At 70.9% G+C, this 23,247-nt stretch carries 18 protein-coding genes; 6 read left to right on the forward strand and 12 right to left on the reverse strand.

Translation table 11 applies throughout. The features are described from left to right. Positions 1-10: 10 nt before the first annotated feature. Positions 11-1,207, reverse strand: a complete 1,197-nt coding sequence (locus tag ACFPM7_RS18665; RefSeq protein ID WP_378248918.1) for an aminotransferase class I/II-fold pyridoxal phosphate-dependent enzyme — start codon at positions 1,205-1,207, stop codon at positions 11-13. Positions 1,208-1,359: 152 nt separating this feature from the next. On the opposite strand from ACFPM7_RS18665, the gene ACFPM7_RS18670 reads away from it, so the two are divergent. Together ACFPM7_RS18670 and ACFPM7_RS18675 are read left to right on the forward strand one after the other, a co-directional pair. Next, complete coding sequence (locus ACFPM7_RS18670; protein ID WP_378248919.1) at positions 1,360-2,073, forward strand: class I SAM-dependent methyltransferase; 714 nt, start codon at positions 1,360-1,362, stop codon at positions 2,071-2,073. 30 nt (positions 2,074-2,103) lie between these two features. Further along, positions 2,104-2,658 (forward strand): hypothetical protein, encoded by a 555-nt coding sequence (locus ACFPM7_RS18675; protein ID WP_378248920.1) that lies wholly within the window; start codon positions 2,104-2,106, stop codon positions 2,656-2,658. A gap of 262 nt (positions 2,659-2,920) precedes the next feature. On the opposite strand, the gene ACFPM7_RS18680 is transcribed toward ACFPM7_RS18675, so the two are convergent. From ACFPM7_RS18680 to ACFPM7_RS18705, 6 genes are all read right to left on the reverse strand, one after another. Next, positions 2,921-3,898 carry a methyltransferase domain-containing protein gene (locus tag ACFPM7_RS18680; protein WP_378248921.1) on the reverse strand — a complete coding sequence of 326 codons (978 nt, stop codon included), beginning with the start codon at positions 3,896-3,898 and terminating at the stop codon, positions 2,921-2,923. Between the two features lie 37 nt (positions 3,899-3,935). Further along, the gene (locus ACFPM7_RS18685) at positions 3,936-4,961 is read right to left on the reverse strand and encodes a pyridoxal phosphate-dependent aminotransferase (RefSeq protein WP_378248922.1); all 1,026 of its coding nucleotides are present in this window, start codon (positions 4,959-4,961) and stop codon (positions 3,936-3,938) included. 97 nt (positions 4,962-5,058) lie between these two features. After that, positions 5,059-6,339: an MFS transporter gene (locus ACFPM7_RS18690; protein WP_378248923.1), complete on the reverse strand. Its 1,281-nt coding sequence runs from the start codon at positions 6,337-6,339 to the stop codon at positions 5,059-5,061. Then, a complete protein-coding gene (locus ACFPM7_RS18695) occupies positions 6,336-7,541 on the reverse strand; it encodes an ATP-grasp domain-containing protein (RefSeq protein ID WP_378248924.1) in 1,206 nt (401 codons plus the stop codon). The genes ACFPM7_RS18690 and ACFPM7_RS18695 overlap by 4 nt, the downstream gene beginning before the upstream one ends. Continuing rightward, complete coding sequence (locus ACFPM7_RS18700) at positions 7,538-8,797, reverse strand: ATP-grasp domain-containing protein (protein WP_378248925.1); 1,260 nt, start codon at positions 8,795-8,797, stop codon at positions 7,538-7,540. The genes ACFPM7_RS18695 and ACFPM7_RS18700 overlap by 4 nt, the downstream gene beginning before the upstream one ends. Before the next feature lie 224 nt (positions 8,798-9,021). Further along, positions 9,022-10,569 (reverse strand): GMC family oxidoreductase, encoded by a 1,548-nt coding sequence (locus ACFPM7_RS18705; RefSeq protein WP_378248926.1) that lies wholly within the window; start codon positions 10,567-10,569, stop codon positions 9,022-9,024. 268 nt (positions 10,570-10,837) lie between these two features. Between ACFPM7_RS18705 and ACFPM7_RS18710 the strand changes: the two genes are divergently transcribed. Together ACFPM7_RS18710 and ACFPM7_RS18715 are read left to right on the forward strand one after the other, a co-directional pair. Then, on the forward strand, positions 10,838-11,617 hold the full coding sequence (locus tag ACFPM7_RS18710) for a DUF2306 domain-containing protein (RefSeq protein ID WP_378248927.1): 780 nt from the start codon (positions 10,838-10,840) through the stop codon (positions 11,615-11,617). Between the two features lie 240 nt (positions 11,618-11,857). Continuing rightward, positions 11,858-12,370: a nuclear transport factor 2 family protein gene (locus ACFPM7_RS18715; RefSeq protein WP_378248928.1), complete on the forward strand. Its 513-nt coding sequence runs from the start codon at positions 11,858-11,860 to the stop codon at positions 12,368-12,370. A 66-nt stretch (positions 12,371-12,436) separates the two neighbouring features. Here ACFPM7_RS18715 and ACFPM7_RS18720 read toward each other — a convergent pair whose 3' ends face one another. The 3 genes from ACFPM7_RS18720 to ACFPM7_RS18730 all read right to left on the reverse strand — a co-directional run bounded on the left by ACFPM7_RS18720 (position 12,437) and on the right by ACFPM7_RS18730 (position 16,341). Beyond that, complete coding sequence (locus tag ACFPM7_RS18720) at positions 12,437-14,029, reverse strand: MFS transporter (protein WP_378248929.1); 1,593 nt, start codon at positions 14,027-14,029, stop codon at positions 12,437-12,439. A 59-nt stretch (positions 14,030-14,088) separates the two neighbouring features. Beyond that, positions 14,089-15,387 (reverse strand): activator-dependent family glycosyltransferase, encoded by a 1,299-nt coding sequence (locus ACFPM7_RS18725; protein WP_378248930.1) that lies wholly within the window; start codon positions 15,385-15,387, stop codon positions 14,089-14,091. Between the two features lie 276 nt (positions 15,388-15,663). Then, entirely contained in the window at positions 15,664-16,341 is a 678-nt protein-coding gene (locus tag ACFPM7_RS18730) for an alpha/beta hydrolase (protein WP_378248931.1), read from the reverse strand. A gap of 251 nt (positions 16,342-16,592) precedes the next feature. On the opposite strand from ACFPM7_RS18730, the gene ACFPM7_RS18735 reads away from it, so the two are divergent. Continuing rightward, positions 16,593-17,714 (forward strand): DegT/DnrJ/EryC1/StrS family aminotransferase, encoded by a 1,122-nt coding sequence (locus tag ACFPM7_RS18735; protein WP_378248967.1) that lies wholly within the window; start codon positions 16,593-16,595, stop codon positions 17,712-17,714. Between the two features lie 58 nt (positions 17,715-17,772). Here ACFPM7_RS18735 and ACFPM7_RS18740 read toward each other — a convergent pair whose 3' ends face one another. Beyond that, a complete protein-coding gene (locus ACFPM7_RS18740; protein WP_378248932.1) occupies positions 17,773-18,483 on the reverse strand; it encodes a class I SAM-dependent methyltransferase in 711 nt (236 codons plus the stop codon). Between the two features lie 258 nt (positions 18,484-18,741). On the opposite strand from ACFPM7_RS18740, the gene ACFPM7_RS18745 reads away from it, so the two are divergent. Continuing rightward, positions 18,742-20,661, forward strand: coding sequence for a KedN5 family methylcobalamin-dependent radical SAM C-methyltransferase (locus ACFPM7_RS18745; RefSeq protein WP_378248933.1), 1,920 nt, complete (start codon positions 18,742-18,744; stop codon positions 20,659-20,661). A gap of 261 nt (positions 20,662-20,922) precedes the next feature. On the opposite strand, the gene ovoA is transcribed toward ACFPM7_RS18745, so the two are convergent. Continuing rightward, a complete protein-coding gene (gene ovoA / locus ACFPM7_RS18750) occupies positions 20,923-23,244 on the reverse strand; it encodes a 5-histidylcysteine sulfoxide synthase (RefSeq protein WP_378248934.1) in 2,322 nt (773 codons plus the stop codon). Positions 23,245-23,247 lie beyond the last annotated feature (3 nt).

Raw genomic sequence — 23,247 nt, forward strand, 5'->3', positions numbered from 1 at the left:
TGCTGGGGTGTCAGGCCGCGGAGCGGTGCTGGCCCGCCCGCACGGCGGGGCCGTTGGCGACCGCGCACCGGATGATGTCGCAGACCCGGCGGACCTGCTCGCGACCGACGGTCGAGCCGGTCGGCAGGGCCATGACCCTGGCGGTGAGCCGCTCGGTGTGCGGCAGCGGCACCGGGGTGCGCCGGTAGGGCTCGATCTCGTGGCAGGCGGGCGCGCCGATGGGCGGGATCACCATCACGTTCTCCGCGCGCAGCACCTGCATCAGCAGGTCGCGGCCGATGCCGGTGACCTCCTCGTCCACCTCGACCACCGCGTACTGCTGGTTGTTGGTCTCCGGGGTGGTCCCGGTGAACAGCCGCACCCCGGGGATGCTGTCCAGTTCGGACTCGTAGGCGGCGTAGTTGTGCTTGTTGTGCGACAGCGACCGCTCGTAGGACTCCAGCGAGGTCAGGCCCATCGCGGCGCTGGCCTCGCTCATCTTGCCGTTGGTGCCGCCCATCTCGTGGCCCTCTGGCAGGCCCTTGCCGAAGTTCTTGAGCCCGCGCAGGACGGCGGCCAGCTCGTCGTCGTCGGTGGTGATGGCGCCGCCCTCGAAGGCGCTGACCATCTTGGTCGCGTGGAAGCTGAACACCTCGGCGGCGCCGAAGCCGCCGACCGGCTTGCCCTCGAGCGTGCAGCCGATGGCGTGCGCGGCGTCGAAGTACACCGGGATGCCGTGGCGCTCGCCGATGGCGGTCAGCTCCTCGACGGCGGCGACCTGGCCCCACAGGTGCACGGCGAAGATGGCCGACGTCCGCTCGGTGATCTTGGCCTCGACCTCGGCCGGGTCGACGCAGCCGGTCTCCGGGTCGATGTCGCAGAACACCGGCTCCAGGCCCAGCCAGCGCACCGAGTGCGCGGTCGCCGAGAAGGTCAGCGACGGCATCAGGACCTCGCCGGTGAGCCCGGCCGCGCGCACGAGCAGGTGCAGCGCGACCGTGGCGTTGCAGGTGGCGATGCAGTGCTTGGTCCCGGCCAGCTCGGCGACGCGCTCCTCGAACTCCAGGACCAGGGGGCCCGCGTTGGACAGCCAGCGGTTGTCCAGCGCCCAGTCGAGGCGCTCGTAGAGGCGGTCGCGGTCGAAGTTGTTCGGGGTGTTGACGTGCAGCGGGCGCAGAAAGCTCGGCCGTCCGCCGAACAACGCCAAGTCACCGATGTCGCGCTTCACGCCGTGCCGCCTCTCGTCGTGGCCCTGTCCCCGGGTCGCCCCCCATCGTCTACAGGCCGCTTCGCGCGCAGCCACTCCTCCCATGCTGGCTCTGCCCCGACTGCGCACCGGCGGATAAGCCCGGCGGGCCGCCCGGGTGTGATGATCGGCGCATGTATGGTGACGAATTCTCCGAGATCTACGTGTCCTACTACGAGGGCAAGGGCAAGGACTACGACGCCGAGGCCGAGGAGATGGTCAGCCTCATCCGCGGCCGCAAGGCCGACACCGCCTCGCTGCTCGACGTCGCCTGCGGCACCGGCGAACACCTCAACCGCTTCGGCCAGCTGGTCGAGCACGTCGCGGGCGTCGAGCTGTCGGAGAGCATGGTGGCCGTCGGCCGCGACCGCTTCCCGCACCTGAGCCTGCACCAGGGCGACATGCGCGACTTCGACCTCGGCCGCACGTTCGACGCCGTCACCTGCATGTTCAGCTCGATCGGCCACAGCGGCGACGTCGAGGGCCTGCAGTCGACGGCCAAGCGCATCGGCGAGCACCTCGTCCCCGGCGGCGTGATGGTCGTGGAGCCGTGGTGGTCACCGGAGGAGTTCATCGACGGCTACGTCGCAGGCGGCGTCGTGGAGCGCGACGGCCGCACCATCGCGCGCGTCTCGCACTCCGAGCGCGTCGGCGACGCCACCAAGATCACCGTGCACATGGCCGTCGCCGACGCCGAGCGCGGCCTCCGGCACTTCACCGAGGTCGGCCTGCTGGCCCTGTTCACCCGCGAGCAGTACCTGACCGCGTTCGACCAGGCGGGCATCGACGCCGAGTACGTCACCGGCGGCCCCCTGGGGCGGGGACTCTACGTCGGCACCCGCCGCTGACGCACGAACACGAACGATGGAGTCGACAGGATGTCCTCCCTGCTCAGACTGGCCCTAGTCGAGGTCAGGCACCACCCGGCCACCCCGGGCCGCACGACGGGCCCCGGCGGCGCCCTGGCGACCTTCACCGCCCTGCGCGCCGCCCAGCGCCGCCGAGCCCCCAGACCGGTGACGATCTCGACGGCCGAAACCCACGGCGGCCAAGACACGATCGCCACCCTGAAACTGGACTACACAGGCTCGATCGGCCCCGTCGACGTCCGCCTGCTGCCGGATGTCCCGGCATCGATGGTGTCGGTGGCGGTCAGCCGAGCCGTCCACTCAGCCCGCCCCCGCTGCGTCGTGGTCGGCCCCACCCTGGCCCGCCTGTGGGACGCCCACAACGGCCTCCCCACGGTCTCCGCCCACCGCGACCTGACCACGGTAGGCGTCTGGTCGGCCTTCGCCGCTCTCCTGCCGGCCTGGTCAGCCCGCCCCGGCCGAGTAGCCGTCCTGGACTACGACCCCGCGGTCCAGGCCATCGGCATAGCCACCGTCGACGTGGCCATGGCCGACACCAGCTGGACGGCCGCAGCCGCCGCCTGAGCCAAGAAGGCCCAGGCGCACACCCCGAACTCCAACGCACACAGCGGCCCGCGCCCCCAGCGCTCTGCCAGCAGTCCGATGGGGTGGAGTCGTCTCGGCGGGGGAGGAGAATCGCCGCTGAACTGGCGTGTGTGAGACCGGCTTGCCGGCCTCACGCGTGGTCTCACGCCGCGGCGATTCTTCCTCGGGGACCCGCCGAAACGACTCCACCCCATCGGACACCCGCCCACCCAGCGTCACCACCGGGTGAGCGGGCGAGGGACTAGCACTCAGGCGTCAAGTGGAAGATCTCGCTGTAAGCGATGTCCAGCGGAATCCGCCTCTCCAGCTTCCACGGCGACTCCAGGAACAGGTCCTCCCACTGGGCCACCGTCGGAACCTTCTGCCGCATCACCGCGTGCGTAAGCTCGAACCCGCTGGTAAAGATCGGAGCCTCCCCGGTGACAGTCGCAGAGTGGTAGGTGTCGGCCAGCAAGAAGTGCCCAGCGTTCGGAAGCCGGTCACGAATCTGGGAGAGAGTCGCCAAGCAGTCCTCCCGAGGCCAGAAGTCGTGCCCCAGGAAGAACGACAGAACCGTGTCCACCTCCTGGTACACCTCCCGCTCCCGCAGCCGCCGCACGTCGTCGTGCACGATCTCCACCCGGTCCGACATCCCCGACTCCGCCACCGCCGCCCGGGCAACCTCCACCGCCCCGGCGTTCATCTCCACCCCCACGAACCGCTTCGTCGGGTGCAGCCGAGCCAGGTGGATCACCCGGTTCGCGCTGCCGCAGCCCAGGTCGGCCATCACCGAGAAGGACATCCCGGCGATCGTCTCGGTGACGATCGGGTCGACGAACTGCGCGCCGTAGTCCCGGCCGGACTGCGCGATGGACCGCCCGCACCGGGTGTTCGCCGCCTCGAACGCGGCGTCGATGTCCGCCAGCTCCCCGACCCGGCTGAGCATGTCCCCGTACCCGCGGACCAGCCACAGGAAGTAGCCCTTGTTGCGGTAGATGTCGTCGAACTCGGGCCCCTCGGCGACCACGAGCTGGTCGGTCTGCACGATGTCGAGGATGCGGTGGCCCGCCATCGCCTCGCACACCGCGTGCATGACGTAGTCGTCCAGGCCGTTGGCGATGGAGAAGGCGCAGACGTCGACCTTCCTGTCCTTGCGCACCGCCTCCAGCAGCCCGGTTTGGACTCCGGCGCAGATGGCCGAGGAGGCGGTGTAGGCGTTGTACAGCGTTGCGGAGAGCATGGGGGACCCCTGTCGTGTGGTGGGTGGGATGTGCGGATCAGGCGGCCACGGTCCGGCTCACCGCGCCGGTCAGCGCGGCCAGCAGGGCCGTCATCTCCTCGCGCGTGCCGATCGCGACGCGCAGGTGGTGCGGCAGGCCCATGCCGGTGGTGTCGCGGACGAGGAACCCCCGCAGCTGCAGCGCCGCCCGCGCGGCGGCGGGGTCGGGCACGGGCACCAGGACGAAGTTGGCCGACGAGGCCACCGCGGGCATCCCCGCCGCGGCCAGCTCGGCGGCGAACCAGTCGCGGGTCGCCGTGGTCTCCTCGGTGGTGCGCCACAGGTGGTCCTGGTCGGCGAGGGCGGCGATGGCGGCGGCCTGCGCCATCCGGTTGACGTGGTACGGCAGCGGCCGGTGCAGGGCGTTGACCCTGGCGACCAGCTCGGGCTGCCCGACGAGGTAGCCGACCCGCAGCCCGGCCAGCCCGTAGGCCTTGGCGAAGGTGCGCAGCACGCACACCGGCCCGCCCCGCTGCACGTGCGGCAGCGCGGTGGCGAAGCCGGGACCGGCGTACTCGGCGTACGCCTCGTCCAGGACCACCGTCGACCCGCCTTCCTCGGCGGCCGCGACCAGGTCCGCGACGTCCGAACGGGACAGTGTCGTCCCGGCCGGGTTGTGCGGGTTGCACACGAAGGCGTAGCAGGAGCCCCGGCGCAGCCGGTCGGCGATGGCGGCGACGGGGACCTGGTAGCCGTCCAGGGGCAGCAGGTCCGCGTCGTCGCTGAGGGCCGCCAGGCTCTCGTGGTAGCTGCGGAAGGTCCCGTCGGTGACGACGGCGGTGACGCCGGGCGCGCGCAGGGCCATCGTCAGCAGCAGGATGACCTCGTCGACGCCGTTGCCGACGCTGATCTGGTCGGTGTCCACGCCGTGGTGCACCGCGATGGCCTCGACCAGCTCGTGGGCGTCCCCGTCGGGATAGCGGTGCACCCTGGCCGCCTCGGCGGCGATGGCGGCGGCCACCGTGGGGCTGGGACCGTGCGGGTTCTCGTTGGTGTGCAAGCGCACAGCACGTGGTGGTTCCACTGGTCTTCTCCTCGCCGAGCGATGGCCTTCGAGGAGTGTGCCGCCCCATGGCAAGCCGGTGACAGGGCATGTGTCACTTGTGGAGGGTGAAACCGTCCTAGGTGGGCACTGATTCGCGCGTTTCCCGGACAACGGGGACGGACGGCAGCTCCCGCAGTGCGGGGATACGCGACAGTAGCAGGGGAAGCGCGGAGAGCAAACACCCCACCCCGGCGACGAACAGCCCGGCGCGGATGCCGACCACGGTGCCGAGGTAGCCGCCCGCGAGCGCGCCGAGGGTCTGCGGGCTCCACATGAGGGTCCGCATCCCCGCGTTCATCCTGCCGAGCATGTCCGGCGGCGTGACGGCCTGCCGCAGGCTGATGGATGCCGTGTTCGCCACCGCCGACCCCGCCCGCATCACCAGGAAACCGGTCGTCACGCCGATCACCGCGAGCACCGTCGGCCCGGTGACGAGCGGGATGAGCAGTGGACCGCACACCCCGATCAGGTCGGCCACGATGTACACCCGTCCAAAGGGGAACCTCCGGACGAACCGGGCGGCCAGCGAGGCGCCCAGGATGCCGCCGATGGCGCCGATGGACAGCACCAGGCCGATCAGGCCCGCGCTGAAGCCCAGGACCTCGACGGCGTAGATGACGAACAGCGCTTCCAGGAAGACGTAGAAGAAGTTGTACACCGCCCCGCTCATGACGATGGCCCTGAGCAGCGGCTGCCTGACGACGAAGGCGAACCCGTCGCGCATCTCCCACCCGACCCTGCGCCCGGACGGCGCGGGACGCGGCTCGGGAACCTTGATGCGCCAGAGCGTCCACACCGAGACCAGGTAGGAGAACGCGTTGGCCACCAGGGCGAACGGCGCCGTCAGCGCCTGCACCAGCAGCCCGCCGAGGCCCGGCCCGGCCGACTCCGCCGCCGACCAGCTCGCCGTCACCCTGCCGTTGGCGGCGACCAGGTCCTCCTTGGACACCAGGACCGGGACGTAGGACTGCCAGCAGACCTCGAAGAGCACGGTGCCGAACGCGATGCCCAGCGTGATCGCGTACAGCACGCCCATCGACAGCATGTCCAGCGCGGCCAGCACCGGCACCAGACCGATGAGCACCCCGCGCAGCAGGTTGGCCGCGATCATCAGCGGCCGTTTGGCGAGCCGGTCGACCAGCACGCCGAACGGCATCGCGAACAGGTACGGCAGGTAGGTCAGGAACCACAGCACGCCCAGGTGGCCGGGGTTGGCGTCCAGGGCGAGGACGGCGGTCAGCGGCAGGGCGAGCGCGGTGATGCGGACCCCGAACAGCGACACGGTCTCGCCGAACCAGAACCGGGTGAAGTCCCGGTTGGCGAGCAGGCCGGGGCGGGGCTTCGCCGGGGCGCTCATGCCGCGCTGGACAGCGGCTCGGCGGTGACCCGGTACGCCGCGGCCACCGCGTCGACGGCGGCGGCGATCTCGGCCGAACTCGTCCCCCGGAAGCGGAAACGGCCGCCGACGTGCTCGTAGTAGGCGTCGGCGTCGGGCAGCACCTCGCCCGGCTGGACGAGGTCCTCGGCGTAGAGGCAGGGCACCGTGCCCAGCATCGAGGTCACCGACAGCACCCGGCACGGGCGCCGTGCCGGGGCGGGGGCCAGCAGCTCGCCGGTGTAGTCGCCGAGGTCGGCGGGCGGCTCGGGCGGCTCCTCGCCCAGCGCGACGGCCCACCCGGCCGCCATCAGGTCGTAGCCGTGCACCTCGCGCCACAGGAACGGGATCTCCCCGCCGCTGGTGCGGGCCCCGACCTCCAGGAAGGCGCACGCGTCGCCGTCGAGGAAGGCTTCCAGGTGGAACACGGTCGGCTTGCCCGCCAGCGCCCGCATCGCCCGCTCGGTGAGCGAGTACAGCAGCTCCTGGGCGCGCGGGTCGTCCTCCTGCACCAGCCCGAGCACCGACCCCTGCCGGAACTCCAGGCAGGTCTGCAGGTAGCGCGAGGCCCGCGCGGTCACCACCCGCGAGCCGTCGAACACGCCGTCGACCTGGTAGATCGTCCCCGGCTGGAACTTCTGGACCATGCAGTCCGGGGTCACGTCCGCGGCCCGCACGTCCGCGGGTCCGTGCGCGACGACCACCCCGGCGCTGGAGCTGCTGGCCTTCGGCTTGACGACGACCGGCCAGCCGTGTGCCGCGGCGAAGGCCAGGACCGCGGCGCGGTCCGGCGCGGGGGCGAAGGCGGGCACGGCGACCCCGGCCTCGGCCACCGCCGTGCACATGGCCAGCTTGTCCCGGAACGGGACGGTCTCGGCCACGGTCGGGCCGGGACAGCCCCACTCGCGGCGCAGCTCGGCGCCGACCAGCAGGTCGTCCTCCTTCAGCGCGACGATGCCGTCGGGCGCGCCGTGCCGGGCGGCCAGCCGCAGGACGGCGGCGCGCACGGCGGGCAGGTCGTCGGTCGCGGCGACCAGCTCGACGCCCGCGGCCGAGGCGGGCACGCCGTCGCGGCCCACCTCGGTGGTCACGTAGGTGACGCTCGTCCGCCCGTGGTCGACGTAGCGCTCGTACTCGGCGTAGGGCGCGCGCCAGCGGTGCACGACCACGATGTGGCGGGTCACGGGGTGTCCTCCTCGACGTCGTAGAAGCCCGGTCCGTCGAGGTAGTTGACCGAGGCGAGGTCGCTGGCGACCACCTCGGGCCGGGGGTGGGCCAGCGCGATGATCAGCGGCTCGGTGCTGTTGCACACCGTGCGGCTGAGCCGCTCGCCCGGCGAGACGTGCTCGATCACGCTGTGGAAGCTCTCCAGCCGCCGCACGGCCTCCAGCCCGGGGTAGGAGCGCAGCACACCGGAGACCGGGGAGGTGGGGAACGCCTGGGCGACGTGGTTGACCAGCCGGTACGGGCGCTCGTGCTCGGCGACGAAGCGGTCGGGGTCGAGGTAGGCGTCCAGGGTCCAGGTGATCTGCGATTCGCCCGCCGCCAGCTCGGCGTAGAGCGGCACGCTGGCGCCCGCGATGCGGAAGCCGCCCTCGACCAGGCGCGGCCCGTCGTCGGTGACGATGACCTCCAGGTGGGCCGGGCCGTAGCCGACCCCGAGGGCGTCGAGCACCCGCCGGGCGTAGTCGCCGAGCACCGACCAGACGGGGTTGTCCGGCCCGACGGTGAAGTGGCCCGCCATCCGGTCGACCACGCCGTTGACGTTGATCTTGGTGTACTGCCAGACGTCGGTGATCCGGTGGTGGCCGCGGCAGCTGGCGGTGTCCACGGCGTACTCGACGCCCACCAGGTACTCCTGGGCGACCACGCCCTCGTTGATGATGTCGAAGGTGTTGGGGTGCCCGTGCAGGGCCTTGTAGGCGTCCACGGAGTCCTGTGGGGTGTCGCAGAAGGACACACCGTCGTTGCCCATGCTGCGCACCGGCTTCACCACGACCCGCCCGCCCAGCTCCTCGTGCCACAGCTCCAGCTCCTCGGCCGAGGAGACCAGCAGCTGGCGGGCGGCGGGCACACCGGCGGCCCGCAGTGCCTCGTTCTGGCCGAACTTGTTGCGCCGGGCCTCGCTGAGCGCGGTGCCGTTGCCGGGCAGGCCCAGCGCTTCGGCGAGCGCGTCGGCCAGCTCGACGCCCAGTTCGCCCGCGGTCAGCACCGCGGCCGGTTCGTACTCGGCCACCGCCGCGACCAGGGCGGCGAAGTCGCCGGTATGGACGATGTTGATGGCGAAGGCGTCCGGATCGAAGCCGGGACGGTAGCTCGGCGGCACCTCCGGGGTGCTCTGCACCCGCACGACCCGGCGGCCCGCGTCGGCGAACGCGCGCATGAGCCGCATCGTCGGACCGTAGACGTCCACCAGCACAACGGACCCGCTCGCGCTCACGGTTCCTCCCCTGCTCACCGGGACGGCCGTGCGACCGTCGCGTGGTCAGGGTGGCCGCAGCGCGGACGGGCTGACCACTCCCACGGTGCCCACCAACCGGCCTGGGAGATCCGCAGTGGACGGACCGGGCGCGAGAACCCGCGCCGCCCATCCCTCTGCGGGCTGGACGGCGCGGGCGTCTGGCGTGCCGCTGCGCGCGGCAGCGGTTCACATGCGGCTGTACCTCAGGCGGTGGTGCCCTTGCGGATCAGGTCGGCCGCCTTCTCGCCGATGGCGATGGAGGGGGCGTTGGTGTTGCCGCGCGGGATCAGCGGCATGACCGAGGCGTCGGCCACGCGCAGGCCGCCGACGCCCTGCACCCGCAGCTCGGGGTCGACCACGGAGCCGATGGCGCAGGTGCCCACCGGGTGGAAGATCGAGTGCGTGTACGCGCGGATGTAGCCGGCGATGTCGGCGTCGGACTCGCTGGCCGGGCCGCGGTAGAGCGTCGAGCAGTACGGCGAGAGCGCCTTCTGCCGCGAGATCTCCAGCGCGGTGCGCACCGCCTTCACCGCGTCGTCCATGTCGGCCTGCTCGGTGAAGAAGTTGTGCTGGATGCGCGGCTTCACCGTCGGGTCGTCGGAGGCCAGCGACAGCGCGCCGCGGCTGCGCGGGGTCAGCATCGACGGGCCGAAGGTGATGGCGTGCCCGACCGGGACGCCCAGGCCGTTGTCGACGAAGGCCACCGGCGCGGACAGGTACTCCACGTTCGGCGCGGGCAGGCCGGCGTCGGTGCGGTGGAAGCCGCCGACCTCGGGGCCGTTGCAGGTCAGCGGGCCGTGCCCGGCGCCGAACTGCTCCAGGTGCTCGGGCTGCCCGAAGCCGATCATGCTGATCGGGTGCTCGTGCGGGAACACCAGCGGGATCAGCACGTGGTCTTGCAGGTTCTGGCCGACGCCGGGCAGGTCGGCGACGACCTGGATGCCCAGCGGCGCGATGCCCTGCGCCGGTCCGATGCCCGAGAGCTGCAGCAGGTGCGGCGAGCCGTAGGCGCCCGCGGACAGGATGACCTCGCGGTCGGCGCGGACGGTCAGCTCCTCGCCGAAGCGCTCGCCGGTGACGCCGACGGCGAAGCCGTTCTCGATGACGATGCGGTGCACCTGGACGTTGGTCAGCACCGTCAGGTTCGGCCGCCCCATGTTGGGGTGCAGGAACGCCGTCGAGGCGCTGACGCGGCGGCCGTCCTTCTGGGTCAGCTGGAAGTAGCCGAACCCGTCCTGGGACTCACCGTTGAAGTCGTCGTTGGCCGCGAAGCCTGCCTCGACGGCCGCCTCCACGAACGCCGTCGACATCGCGTTGCGCGAGCGGTTGTCGGAGACCTTCATCGGCCCGCCCGCGCCGTGGTACTCCGACTCGCCCCACTCGTTGTCCTCGGAGCGCTTGAAGTAGGGCAGCAGCTCGTCGAAGCCCCAGCCCGGCTGGTCCCACGAGTCGTAGTCCAGGCGGTTGCCGCGGATGTAGATCTGGGTGTTGATGGAGCTGGTCCCGCCCAGCACCCGGCCGCGGGGCAGGAACAGCCTGCGCCCGTTGAGGCCGGGCTCGTCGTGGGTGTCGTAGTCCCAGTCCAGTCCGGACCGCAGGAGCTTGGAGAACAGCGCGGGGACGTGGATGTTCGGCGAGGTGTCGGCCGGGCCCGCCTCCACGAGGCAGACCTTGGTGTCGGGGTCCTCGCTCAGGCGCGCGGCGAGCGCGCAGCCCGCTGAACCCGCGCCGACGATCACGTAGTCGTACATTTGGGCGCTCCTCCTAGAGATCACGGCTACTTGCAGGATGGGCCAGCCGCGCGCGTTTCCCTTCTCCGAGCGTGCACAACCTCGACCGGGACAGGAACTCGTTACCCTTGGTGAGGGAAATCGGGCAACGCGGACGTGAGCGCCTGTGTCAATGCTGCAGTGGTGTGAGGATCGCGCACGCTGGGAGAACGCCCGCACGAAGGCGCTCGCTACTGTCCCCTGAAGACGCGTTCGCCCGAACTGCCTTTTCCACCAAGGAGGAACCACCGTGACGACGAAAGGGAAGCGGGTCGGAACCCCGGACCTGACGGCGTCCGCCCCGGCCAAGTCGTGGTGGCGGCGCCCCTGGATCATCCCCCTCGGCCTGCTGGTGCTGACCTTCCTCTACCTGTCCCTGCCCAAGTACCTCACCCTCGACCCGATGCAGTCCCTGATCCCGGTAAACCCCGGCTTCGGACCGCACTACGCGCTGATGCTGGCGCACATCTTCACCGGCACCGTCGCGATCGTCACCGCCGTGCTGCAGGTCTGGCCGAAGCTGCGCGACCGCAAGCCCGCCGTGCACCGCGTCAGCGGCCGCCTGTACGTGTGGGCGGGCATGGTGCCCACCGCGATCCTGTCGCTGGCCATCACCCCGTTCGGCTACCTCGACGGGTTCGGCGCGCTGGGCTCCTCGATCTGGGCCGTGATCGCGCTGTTCACCACCCTGATGGGCTGGAGCGCCGCGCGCGAGGGCCGCTATGGCGACCACCGCAAGCTCATGGTCTACAGCTTCGCCATGGTGACCAGCATCCTGACCGGCCGCCTGTTCTTCTACACCACCTGGTACGGCCTGGCCTACATCCCGTCGCTGACCGAGCACCTGCCCGCGATCTCGCAGATCTCCGGGTTCTGGTTCAACTGGATCATCAACCTGGGTGTCGCCTACTGGTGGCTGAACCGGGGCAAGCGCAAGGTCGCCGCGGTCCCCACGACGACGGCGACGGCAACGGTCAGCGAGCCGATCGCGATCGCCGACGACCCGGAGCCCACCGCCAAGGTCGCCTGACCGGCTCAGCCCGACCGGCTCAGCCTGACCGGCTCACTCTGACCGGCTCAGTCTGTCCCGCTGAGCCTGCCCCGCTCAGCCTGACTGTCACCACCTGTCCCGAGGCACCACCCGCAGCACCGCACAACCGAGCCCCTGCACACGATCCCGGAGGCCCGGCGCCACCACGGCGTCGGGCCTTCGCCTTTCCCCGGCACACCCGTGCCCCGGGAAACTCCGCACGCACAAGGGAGACAACCCGTGAAGAAGTCGACCAAACGCCGCTCCGCGATCTTCGCGACCACCGCCGCGCTCGTGGCCACCCTGTTCGTCGCGCCCAGCGCCGCGAGCGCGCCCACCCCGCAGCAGGCCGCGACCAGCAGCGGCGTCCTCCAGCAGCTGTGCCAGCGCGCGTTCGACCGCGCGGTCACCGACTACAACACCGCGTTCGCGAACCGCGACCTGGCGGCTTTAATGGAGTTCTATCGGGACGACGCGGTCAAGGTGGACCCCGACGGCAAGATCCAGTACGGCAAGACCGAGATCTCCGCCCTGTTCGGCCAGCTGTTCGAGCTGAACTTCACCGAGTCGTTCCCGCACCTGTACAAGAAGGCCGACTGCCGCACCGCGGTCCTGCTGACCAACTCCAAGCTGGTGTTCCCGGAGTGGGAGTACGAGGAGCGCTTCTTCACCACCCTGACCTACACCTTCGACGGCCTCAAGTGGCGCGTGCTCAGCAGCACCAGCACCAACCTGGTGACCAGCGGCGGCTGAGCCCCGGACGCGCGAATCCCCCGTCTCCACTCGTGGAGGCGGGGGATTCGCGCTGTGTGGCGGTGCTCAGCCGACCGGCTTGATCTCCACCGGCTTGATCTCGTCGGGAGCCTGCTCCTCGGCGGGCGGCGTGTCCGTGCCGCGGTCGCGCAGCACCAGGGCGGCCACGGCCGCCAGGACGACGCCGATGCCGATGGTGATGGCGCCGACGGTGTTCAGCCCGGAGGTGAAGGCCTCGCGGGCCGCGGTGATGAGCGCCTCGCCCGTGCCGCCGCCGACCGCCTCGGCCGCGGCGTCCGCGCCGACGATGGTGTCCGAGGCCGCCGCGGCCTGCCCCTCGGGCAGCCCCGGCGGCAGGGTCTCGGTGATCTGGCCCCGGTACACCGCGGTGCCGATCGAGCCGAGGATCGCCACGCCGAGCGCGACACCCAGCTCGCTGCTGGTCTCCGACATCGACGCCGCCGATCCGGCCCGCTCCTCCGGCGCGGAGGAGATGACCATCTCGGTGCCCAGCGCCGCCATCGGGCCGAACCCGAAGAACACCAGGCAGACGCCGACGACCAGCACCGGCAGGCCGCCGACCGCGCTGACCTGGGTCAGCAGGATCGCGCCGACGGCCAGCACCAGCGCGCCGTAGGCGACGATCTTCGACGGCGGCAGCTTCGCGGCCAGCGTCGGCGCCAGCATCACGCCCGCGACGGTGGAGAAGGCCGACGGCAGCAGCCACAGGCCCGCGTGCAGCGGCTCCAGGCCCTCCACCAGCTGGAGGAACTGGTTGGAGAACAGGCCGACGCCGCCCATGACGACCGGGCCGAGCACCATGATGCCCAGCGCGCCGGAGAACTTCGCGCCGCGGAACAGCTCGACGTCGATCAGCGGGCTCTCCAGCGTCTTCTGCCGCCGGACGAACACGATGCCCAGCGCCACGCCGACCACGATCGCGACCGACGCCGTCGAGGTGAGGCCGTAGTGCGCGATCTCCTTGATGCCGTAGATGACCGGCAGGATCGTGCCCAGCGACAGGACCACGCTCAGCGGGTCGAGCCTGCCCGCGCTCTCGTCGCGGTACTCCGGCAGCAGGATCGGGCCCGCGATCAGCAGCACGACCATCACCGGCACGCCGATGAGGAACACCGAGCCCCACCAGAAGCCCTGCAGCAGCGCGCCGCCGACGATCGGGCCGAGCGCGGTGCCCGCCATGAAGCAGCTCATCCAGACGCCGATGGCCATGCCGCGCTGGCGCTCATCGGCGAACATCGTGCTGATCAGCGCCAGCGTCGCCGGGGCGAGGGTCGCGCCCGCCACGCCCAGCAGGGCGCGGGCGATGATCAGCATGGTGGCCGAGTCCGCGTAGGCGGCCAGCACCGAGGCGATGCCGAAGGCCACCGCGCCGATCAGCATCAGCTTGCGCCTGCCGATCCGGTCGCCGAGGGTGCCCATGGTCACCAGGAAGCCGGCCATCATGAACGCGTAGATGTCCATGATCCAGAGCGTCTGGTTGCTGCTCGGGTCGAGGTCGGCGCTGAGGCTGGGCAGCGCCAGGTAGAGCACGCCGAGGTCGATCGCGAGCAGCAGGGTCGGCAATGCGAGCACGGCCAGTCCCCACCACTCCCGTCGCCCAGCCAGCGGCGGCGCCGCGTACCCGGGGTCGGAGGTCATGACAAATCCCCTTTCTTGGTTCTCTCTCGTCCCGGACGCGCCCCCGCTGGGCGGGAGTGTCAGCTGCGGGCCCGGTGCTCTGCGGTCAGCTTCTCCATCAGCCCGACGGCCTCGTTGGGCGTCGGCCTGCCCGCCAGGTCGCGGCGCAGGCGCTCGGCGTTCTCGCGGTAGGACGGGTCGCCGAGGACGCGCTCCAGCGCCCCGCGCAGCGCCTCGGGGGTGAGCCGGTCGGAGTCGCTGACGTAGACGCCCGCGCCCTGCTCTTCCAGACCGTTGCCCTGGGCCACCGGGGCCCAGTACTTCTCGTTCCAGTAGGTGCCGGGCACGATCAGCTGCGGCACGCCGTGCTCCAGCGCGGTGCCGAAGGTGCCGGTGCCGCCGTGGTGGATGATCGCCGCGCAGGTCGGCAGCAGCACGTTCAGCGGCACGAACTCCACGATCCTGACGTTGTCCGGGACGCTGCCCAGCTCCGCGGTCTGCCGCGCGCTCAGCGTCGCCACGACCTCGATGTCCAGCTCGGCGACGGCGGCGAGCAGGTCCTCGGCGGAGGCCTCCACGCCGTGGGACTCGCGGTGGGAGAACCCGAGGGTCAGGCACACCCGCGGCTTGGCGGGCTTCTCGTTCACCCAGTCCGGGACGCGGGAGGGGCCGTTGTAGGGCACGTGCCGCACGGGCAGGTAGCGCACCCCGGCGTTCGGGTGGTGGTAGACCCACTCGGGGGCGATGTCGATGGAGAAGTGGCCGAGCACGGCCGACTCGTCGTAGGCGACGCCGTGCCGCTCCAGCTTGGGGCTCAGCCAGTCGCGCAGCGGGTCGGGGATGGTCGGGTCCGCCTTCGCCGCCTCGCGCCAGCCCGCCCGCAACTGCCCGACGGCGTCGACGCCCCACAGGAACCGCGCGCTCGCCGCGCCCGCGGCCTTGGCGGCGACCGGTCCGGCGTAGGCGAGCTTGTTCCACACGACCAGGTCCGGCTGCCACTCGCGGGCGAAGCCCGCCAGATCGTCCACGAAGGAGTCGGTGGTCAGCAGCGGGATGAAGTCGCGGGTCATGTGGACCCACTCCTGGGCGGGGTCGTCCCAGCCGTACTCGCTCTGGTGCGGCTTGACCCACGGCGCCTTCAGCGCCTCGACGGCCTCGACGGGGTCGGCTTCGGGCTCGGCGTCGACGATGTCCTGGCGGACGTCGGACTCGATCCGGCCGACCTCGACCGGGGTGAACCCGAGCTGGGCGACATCGTCGGCCAGGTCGGGCGCGCACGCGACCCGCACCTGGTGCCCGGCGCCCCGGGTGGCCCAGATGAGCGGCGCCATCGTGTACAGCTGGGATTTGTTGAGGAGGGTCACGAACAGGACGCGCATGGGAAGCCCTTCCCGCCGGGTGGAGATGTCCGACTTTCCTCCACAGCGTTTCAGCCTGCCAGTGCCGCGACATCTCATCGAATGCGGACTTCGCGCGCGGACAAACAGATTCCACTGTAAAGCCGAGCGGTTCACCGGGGCCAGAGAATTCGTCATCGACCGAGGTGAGCAATTCATAACCCGATCGTGTGACGGTCACCGAAAAGGGCCGCGCACCCGCTCGCCTTCCGGCGGTCGGGTGCGCGGCCCTTCTCGTGCTGTGCTGTCCCGCGGGGGTCAGCGCTTGGCGTAGCCCTCCAGGACGTCGGCCAGCTCCACGGGCTTGCTCAGCGCCACGCAGTGCCCGGCGTCGATCTCGTCGGCCACCACGTTCAGGCGCTGCTTGGCGAGGTTGCGGAAGAAGTCCACCGGGAAGAACTGGTCCTGGCCGCAGAGCAGGAAGTACGTGGGGACCTCGGGGTAGGCGGCCAGCGGCCACGGCGTCCCCATCGGGGTCTGCGACTGCGCCCGCTCCTTGCTCATGGCCTCGTCGGCCAGCTCGCGGGGCACCCCGTTGTAGAAGCTGACGTACGGGTCGTCGTCGCCGGTCACGCCGTCGACGGCGCGCTGGGCCTCGACGGCCTTGCCGTACTCGGTGACGTCCCACCACTCGCCCGGGGTCTCGCCCGGCTTCGGGATCATGCCCGCCAGGTACACCAGTGCGGTGGCGCCGAGGCGGTCGGCGACCAGCGGAGCGGTGAACGCGCCGAAGGACTGGCCGACGATGACCAGGTCGGAGCGGTCGCCGACGGCCTCGACCACGGCGTCGGCGTACTCGTTCAGGCCCGCGGCGTCGTCGTCGCAGGGCAGGTCCGGGGCGACCACCTCGTGCCCGCGCCGGCGCAGCTCGGCTTCGAGCAGGTGCCAGTACCAGCCCACGTCGGCCGCACCGTGGATAAGGACAAAGGTGCTCATCGCGGCTTTACCTCCTTGAATTGCGACTTGCGTGCGCCCAGCGACCCGGGCGCATGATTTCGACGGTACCCCACGTTGGACCGATCGGTGGAGTCGGAAAGGTCGGATTCACACAACTGCGCATTCTCGAAGATGCCGAGCGCGTCCGGGCGCGTGATCCTCTCCCGGAGGAGTGTTTTGTCGTGCACGTGCGACCGCGCACCGTCGCGGTACCCCACGCGAAGGGCGGACCCCCGATGTCCTACGACGGGATCGGCGTGCCGTTCCTCGACCTGCGCGCCCCCTACGCCGAGCTGCGCGCGGAGATCGACGCGGCCACAGCGCGGGTGCTGGCCTCCGGCTGGTACCTGCTGGGCCCGGAGACCGAGGCGTTCGAGGCCGAGTTCGCCGACTACTGCGGCGCCGAGCACTGCGTGTCGGTCGCCAGCGGCGGCGACGCGCTGGAACTGGTGCTGCGCGCCTGGGGGATCGGCCCCGGCGACGAGGTCCTGGTGCCGGGCAACACCTTCATCGCGACCTGGCTGGCCGTCACCGCCGTCGGCGCGCGCCCCGTCCCGGTCGAGCCGGACCTCATCACCCACACCGTGGACACCGCGCGGCTGGAAGCCGCGATCACCCCGAGGACCAGGGCGGTGATCCCGGTGCACCTCTACGGGCAGCCCGCCGACCTCGCCGCCGTCCGCGCGGTCGCCGAGCGCCACGGCCTGGCCGTGCTGGAGGACGCCGCCCAGGCGCCCGGCGCGACGTGGGCGGGCGGGCGGATCGGCGCGCGCGGGTCGACGGTGGCGTTCAGCTTCTACCCCGGCAAGAACCTGGGCTCCCTCGGCGACTCCGGCGCGGTGGTGACCTCCGACCCCGAGCTGGCCGCGAAGCTCCGCCTGCTGCGCAACTACGGCTCGCAGGTGAAGTACCACCACGAGGTGGCGGGCAAGAACTCGCGCACCGACGAGCTGCAGGCCGCCGTGCTGCGGGTCAAGCTGGCCCACCTCGACGCCTGGAACGACCGCCGCGGGGCGGTGGCCGACTACTACCGCTCCGAGCTGAGCGGCATCCCCGGCCTGGTGCTGCCCGAGCAGACCGAGGGCACCACGCACGCCTGGCACCTCTACGTCGTGCGCCACGCCGACCGCGACGGCCTGCGGGCCGCGCTGGAGCGCGCGGGTGTGGCCACCCTCGTGCACTACCCGATCCCCCCGCACCGCTGCGGGGTCTACGCCGACTCGCACCCGGGGCCGCTGCCGCTGACCGAGCGGCTGGCGCGGGAGGTGCTGAGCCTGCCCATCGGCCCGCACCTGAGCGCGGCGCAGGCGGCCAGGGTCGCCACGGCCGTCAAGCACATCTGCGCGAACCTGGCCTTCCCCCTGGCGAGCTGACGGCCTGGACACGACGACGCCGGGGCGGTGGTTCCGCCCCGGCGTCGTCGTGTCCGGCTCAGGGGTGCTCGGCGATGAACAGCCCCCGGCCGGAGGGACCCCCCTCGACGTACTCCACCGCCAAGCCCGCGCGCTCGAACCCGCGCAGGTACTCCTCCTTGGTGAACAGCGTGATCCGCAGGTCCTCGGTCACGTGGCGCAGTCCCTCCGCCGCGCCCGCGACGACGTAGTGCACGCGCACCCGCGAGTAGTTCCCCTCGCGCGAGGAGTGCGACACCCGTGCCATGGTCTGGCCGTCCACGTCGAGCACGTCACCGGTGACGTAACCGTCCACAAAGGTGCTCGGGAACCACCAGGGCTCCACCACCAGCACGCCGCCAGGGGCCAGGTGCGCACCGAAGCGGGTGAGGGTGGCGGCCAGCTCGTCGGTGTCCACGGCGTGGCCGATCGAGCTGAACATGCAGGTGATGACGTCGAAAGTGCGGCCGAGGTCGAAAGTGCGCATGTCGCCGTGGGTCAGCGTGAGCTCCGGCCTGCGCCGCTTGCCGACGGCGATCATCCCCTCGGACAGCTCGACCCCCTCCACGTGCGGGAAGTGGTCGCCGAAGTGGGCGAGGTGCTCGCCGGTGCCGCAGGCGACATCCAGCAGGGACTCGCCGAGCGGGCCGCGGTGGCGGATGGCGTCGAGCACCTGGCCGACCTCGCCCGCGTAGTCGCGGCCGCGTGCCCGGTACACCGGGTCCCAGATGTCGGCAATGTCGTCATACATGCGCATACTCCCGCGATCGTGGGGGGCTACCTGTCGAGGGTAGCGCCAGACGAGGAGTCAAAAGGTTGCGCCGCAACGCATCGGGCACTGTGAAAGATCCGGTGCGGCAAAAGGCACACACGGAGTCGTTCACATCGAGATCGTGCGGATAGCGTTGCTCCGACGGAGTGACCTCCGTCGCACTGTCCGCCACCGCACCGTCCACTCCGGACTTTACAGGCGCGCGGATTCCCCTACTGTCAGGAAGGCGGCAGACGCATGTTACGCATCACGCTGGTCCAGCAAGGCGCGTGGGACATGCCGGTCGATTCCATGCCCTTGGCTGTAGGATACCTCAAAGCGGTCATTGATGACGAACCCGACTTCCGCGGGGAAGTCGAGGCGGTGATCCAGAACTTCCGCGGCGGCCAGAAGCTGCAGGACATGGCCGCCGCGCTGTTCTCCGGGGACATCCCGGACGTGCTGGCCTTCTCCGTGCTGGGGTGGAACTACCGCAGCTTCGGCGTGCTGGCCGAGACCTACAAGCAGATCAATCCCAAGGGCATCGTGGTGTTCGGCGGCAACCACGTCGCGTACCAGGCCGAGCGGGTCTACCGCGAGCACCCCACCGTCGACCTCGTGGTCAACGGCGAGGGCGAGCACACCTTCCACGAGCTGGTCAGCTACCTCGTGGCCAACCGCGGCAAGGAGATCGACCCCGTCGACGTGGCGGGCCTGTCCTACCGCAAGCCCGACGGCACCCTGCACACCACCGCCGACCGGGACCGCATCAACGACCTCGACGTCATCCCGTCGCCGTTCCTCACCGGCGCCATCCCGATGGCCGACGCCGCCGGGGAGTTCCGCTACGACGTGGCGCTGATGGAGACCAACCGCGGCTGCCCCTACAAGTGCTCCTTCTGCTACTGGGGCGGCGCCACCGGCCAGAAGATGCGCTCGTTCTCCACCGAGCGCCTCGCCGAGGAGCTGGACCTGTTCGGCTTCCACAAGGCACCGTCCCTGGTGCTGTGCGACTCCAACTTCGGCCTCCTGGAGGCCGACGAGGAGTTCGTCGAGCTGGTGATCAAGACGAAGGAGAAGTACGGCTACCCCGGCGCGTTGATCACCAGCTGGGCGAAGAACAAGTCGAAGCGCTTCTTCAACATCGTCAGCGAGCTGAAGAAGCACGGCCTGCAGAGCCTGTTCACCCTGGCCCTGCAAACCCTGGACGACGCCGCGCTGACCGACATGCTGCGCAAGAACATGAAGGTCAACCAGTGGGAGAGCCTGGTCGACTGGCTCGCCGAAGAGGGCCTGGAGTGCTACGGCGAGCTGATCTGGGGCGCGCCGGGGGAGACCCCGGAGTCCTTCCTGCGCGGCTACGACCGCCTGGCGAAGAAGGTCTCCCGCATCGCCGTGTACCCGATGCTGCTGCTGCCCAACACCTCCTATGTGGACAACCGCGAGGTTCACGGCTTCGTCACCATCCGCGGCGAGGACGACGACTTCGAGTACGTGCTGGCCAACCGCACCTCGACCCTGGCCGAGAACATGGAGATGCAGCGCTTCGTCTTCTGGGCCCGCGTCTTCGGCGAGCAGCAGTACCTGCGCCACGCCTGGCGCCCCCTGCTGGACCTGGCCGACACCACCCAGTCCCAGGCCATCCTCAGCGTCAAGGCCCACCTGGAGAAGTCCACCGTCCCCGAGGCCGTCGCCCTCCTCGGCCGCATGCCCATCCTCGCCGAGAGCCCCGCCATCGCCGACGCGCTGCGCAACATCCACAGCACCCCGGAACTCCAGGCCATCGTCCGCGAGTGGTGGTACGACGTCGCCGTCCCCACCTTCCCCCCGCTGTGGCAGCAGTTCGCCCGCGAACTCTACGAGTTCGAGTCCTGGTCCCGCCAGGTCTACGTCATCCCCGGCGACGACCTCCCCGACGGCTGGCACGAGACCGACATCGACGGCCAGACCTGGTACGAGAGCACCACGGTCACCCTGGACTACGACATCCCCGAGATGCTGGAGAACTGGGAAGCCCTGGACCTCACCACCGCCCCCCCGCTCAACCCCACCTCCTACGTCTTCACCGCCCGCCCGGGCTACTACCAGAACCTCGACAACTACGAGATCGCCGCCCAGCACCTGGCGATCCCCAGGAAGCTCACCGAAGCCGACGCCGCCCTCCCCAAGGCCGCGTAGCCGCGCAGCGGCCAGGGAGCCCCACAGGCGACGCCTGTGGGGCTCCCTGCTTTCCCGCCTGCTTTCCCGCCTGCTTTCGCGTTCCCGCAGTACCTCCACCCGTGCATCCAGCCAGGCCTGGGACAGACGAGCGGGTGAGTGTCCGACGGGTGAGTGCACGCCATCAGACCCTTGCCCGGAGGCTGGTGGGAGCGTGCAAACAGACCCACGCAGCGAGGCCGGGCAGGGAGCATCTCCCCACCCGGCCTCCGCCACCCTCACCTACCTCTTACGCCACACCGTCACGTCAGCGTCGAAGTACTCGTAGTCCCGCGAGTGCGTCCGCAGCACCCCCGGCTCGTCCGACTCCGACACCAGGTCGAACCGCCCCGACAGGATCAGCTTCGTCGAGTACTCGCTCCACGGGCTCGCCACCAGCAGCAGGCCACCGGCGCCGAGGAACGCGTCCGACTCGGTGAACTGCCGCAGGCACCCCTCGGGGTCCCCGAGCCGGTCCAGCGCGTTGCCCAGGATCACCGCGTCGTACAGCCCCAGGGAGGCAGGCAGGTCGCACGGCTCGGCGACCTCGAAGGCCACCGAGGACTCCGCCCCCACGGCCGGGGGCGAGGTGTACAGCCGCGTGCGGATCTCCCCGCGCCCCGGCTGGGTGTAGGCGACCGACTCCCCGCCGGCCAGCGTCCGCGCGATCTCCACGAACGACGAGTCGCTGTCCACACCGACCGCCGAGATGCCCGGCAGGGCGGCCAGGGCGAACGTCGCCCCGCCCACGGCGCACTGCACGTCCAGCACGCGCCCGAGCGCCGTGCCCGTCCGCGACGCCACCTCGACCAGCGCCGCCGCGACCCGCTTCGGGTATCCGTGCGCCGTCGCCAGCGGGTGGTCGGTGCGGTCGAAGGTCTCGCGGACGGTGCCGAAGTGCAGCAGGATCTGCGCGTCCGTGGCCGCTGCCGACACGGTCTCGGAGACCGTGACCCGAGCCGGGGCGGAGGTCCCCGCCGACGACGCGGTCGACGTCGAGCTGATCAGCCGGATTCCGGTCTGCTGCAGGAAGTGCGGCCGGAAGTGGTACCTGGCGAACACGCTCGCCTGGTCGCCCGTGCTGACGTAGCAGCCGCCGAGGATCATGTGGTGGCGCCCGTCGAAGCACGGGATGCTGAAGTCCTCGTAGTACGGGTGGGTCTCGAAGCCGTCGTAGGGGTGCAGCAGGTCCTCGCTCCAGGCCCACACGTTGCCCGCCGAGTCGTGCACCCCGACGCCGTTGGCCGTGGCGGTGTCCACCGGGAACTCCGAGCCGTGGGCCAGGTTCACGTTGACGCCCTTGGCTGCGAAGTCGGCCCCGCTGTAGCGCAGCACCGGGTCGTCCTCGACGCCCGGGGCGTCCGGCAGGTCCCGGATGACGCGGAACTGGGCCTCGGTCGGCAGCGCGTAGGCGGTCCCGTCCTTCTCGCCCTTCCACGCGCAGAACGCCTTGGCCTCGTGGTAGTTCACGCACACCGGCCAGTCCCACGGCATGTCGATCTCCTCGAAGATCGTCCGCAGGCGGTAGGCGTGGAAGCCGGTGGGGCCGTTCTTGACCCACCAGCGCGGCTCCTTGGTGTTGCCGAAGCGGCGCCACTTCTCGCCCTCGGCGCTCCACAGCTCGGGCCTGCGGTAGCCGCCGTCGGCGACGAACTCGTGGTACTCGCCGTTGGACACCATGAACTTCGACGCCGAGAACGGCTCCACCTCGCGCACCGAGGTGCCGTACTCGTTGTCCCAGCCGAAGGACGGGAAGTCCACCGGCTTGCCCAGCGGCACGGTCCTGGCCGCGACGGCGACCATGCCGTTGGCGGGGTAGGAGTCCGCCGCGGGCTTGTGGGTGGCGGTGGTGCGCCGGTCCGGAGCCGGGGCGGGCCAGGCCGCGGGCGGGCTGACCAGGCGCAGCGGCATCTCCCGGATGAGCACCGAGCTGGTCTCCAGGTGGATGCGCTCGTGCTCGAAGCCCAGGAAGATGGCCCACGCCGGGTCCCGCATGCCGATCGGGCGGCCGAGCTCTTGGGCGAAGTCGGTGTTCTCGATCAGCTCGCGCACCTGGCCGTAGACGGTGGCGCGGTAGTCCTTGATGTCGGAGACCGACGGCCACAGCATCTCGTTCTTGGACATGTCGTCCCACGACATCTCATCGACGCCGGTCTCCAGCACCTCCTCCAGGTACTCGTTCACCGGCTCGCCGAGCAGGCCCGCCACCCGCAGCTTGTTGACGTACAGCACGGCCGGGTGGCCGTAGTAGAACGCCATCGGGTGGCGCAGGCCGTGGCCCGGCGGCCGGTAGAACGCCTCGGCGCCCTGCAGGCCCGCGAACAGGGCCTCGGTCAGCGCCCACGAGTTGTCGAAGTAGGCCAGCACGTCGGCGCGGCCGCAGGTCGACAGGTCGGGCATGGCCAGGGAGGTCAGCCGCCCGTCCGGGCCGAGACCGGGGCAGTCGCCCGAGTCCGGGTTCGCCCCGGTGTACCACCATGCTCCGTCGCGCGGGCCGATCAGGCGTTCGTCGGCGTGGACGGTCGCGTTGCGCTCCCAGAGTTCCGGTTCAGCGGTGGCTGTCATCGC

Origin of the sequence: Actinokineospora guangxiensis (assembly GCF_042657845.1) — a bacterium.
Lineage (GTDB): Bacteria > Actinomycetota > Actinomycetes > Mycobacteriales > Pseudonocardiaceae > Actinokineospora > Actinokineospora guangxiensis.

What these genes read in the sequence shown, in the direction of transcription:
- ACFPM7_RS18670 (WP_378248919.1), top strand. Translation starts at nt 1,360, where the DNA reads ATGTATGGTGACGAATTCTCCGAGATCTACGTGTCCTACTACGAGGGC.
- ACFPM7_RS18675 (WP_378248920.1), top strand. Translation starts at nt 2,104, where the DNA reads ATGTCCTCCCTGCTCAGACTGGCCCTAGTCGAGGTCAGGCACCACCCG.
- ACFPM7_RS18680 (WP_378248921.1), bottom strand. Translation starts at nt 3,898, where the DNA reads ATGCTCTCCGCAACGCTGTACAACGCCTACACCGCCTCCTCGGCCATC.
- ACFPM7_RS18690 (WP_378248923.1), bottom strand. Translation starts at nt 6,339, where the DNA reads ATGAGCGCCCCGGCGAAGCCCCGCCCCGGCCTGCTCGCCAACCGGGAC.
- ACFPM7_RS18705 (WP_378248926.1), bottom strand. Translation starts at nt 10,569, where the DNA reads ATGTACGACTACGTGATCGTCGGCGCGGGTTCAGCGGGCTGCGCGCTC.
- ACFPM7_RS18720 (WP_378248929.1), bottom strand. Translation starts at nt 14,029, where the DNA reads ATGACCTCCGACCCCGGGTACGCGGCGCCGCCGCTGGCTGGGCGACGG.
- ACFPM7_RS18725 (WP_378248930.1), bottom strand. Translation starts at nt 15,387, where the DNA reads ATGCGCGTCCTGTTCGTGACCCTCCTCAACAAATCCCAGCTGTACACG.
- ACFPM7_RS18730 (WP_378248931.1), bottom strand. Translation starts at nt 16,341, where the DNA reads ATGAGCACCTTTGTCCTTATCCACGGTGCGGCCGACGTGGGCTGGTAC.
- ACFPM7_RS18740 (WP_378248932.1), bottom strand. Translation starts at nt 18,483, where the DNA reads ATGTATGACGACATTGCCGACATCTGGGACCCGGTGTACCGGGCACGC.
- ACFPM7_RS18745 (WP_378248933.1), top strand. Translation starts at nt 18,742, where the DNA reads ATGTTACGCATCACGCTGGTCCAGCAAGGCGCGTGGGACATGCCGGTC.
- ovoA (WP_378248934.1), bottom strand. Translation starts at nt 23,244, where the DNA reads ATGACAGCCACCGCTGAACCGGAACTCTGGGAGCGCAACGCGACCGTC.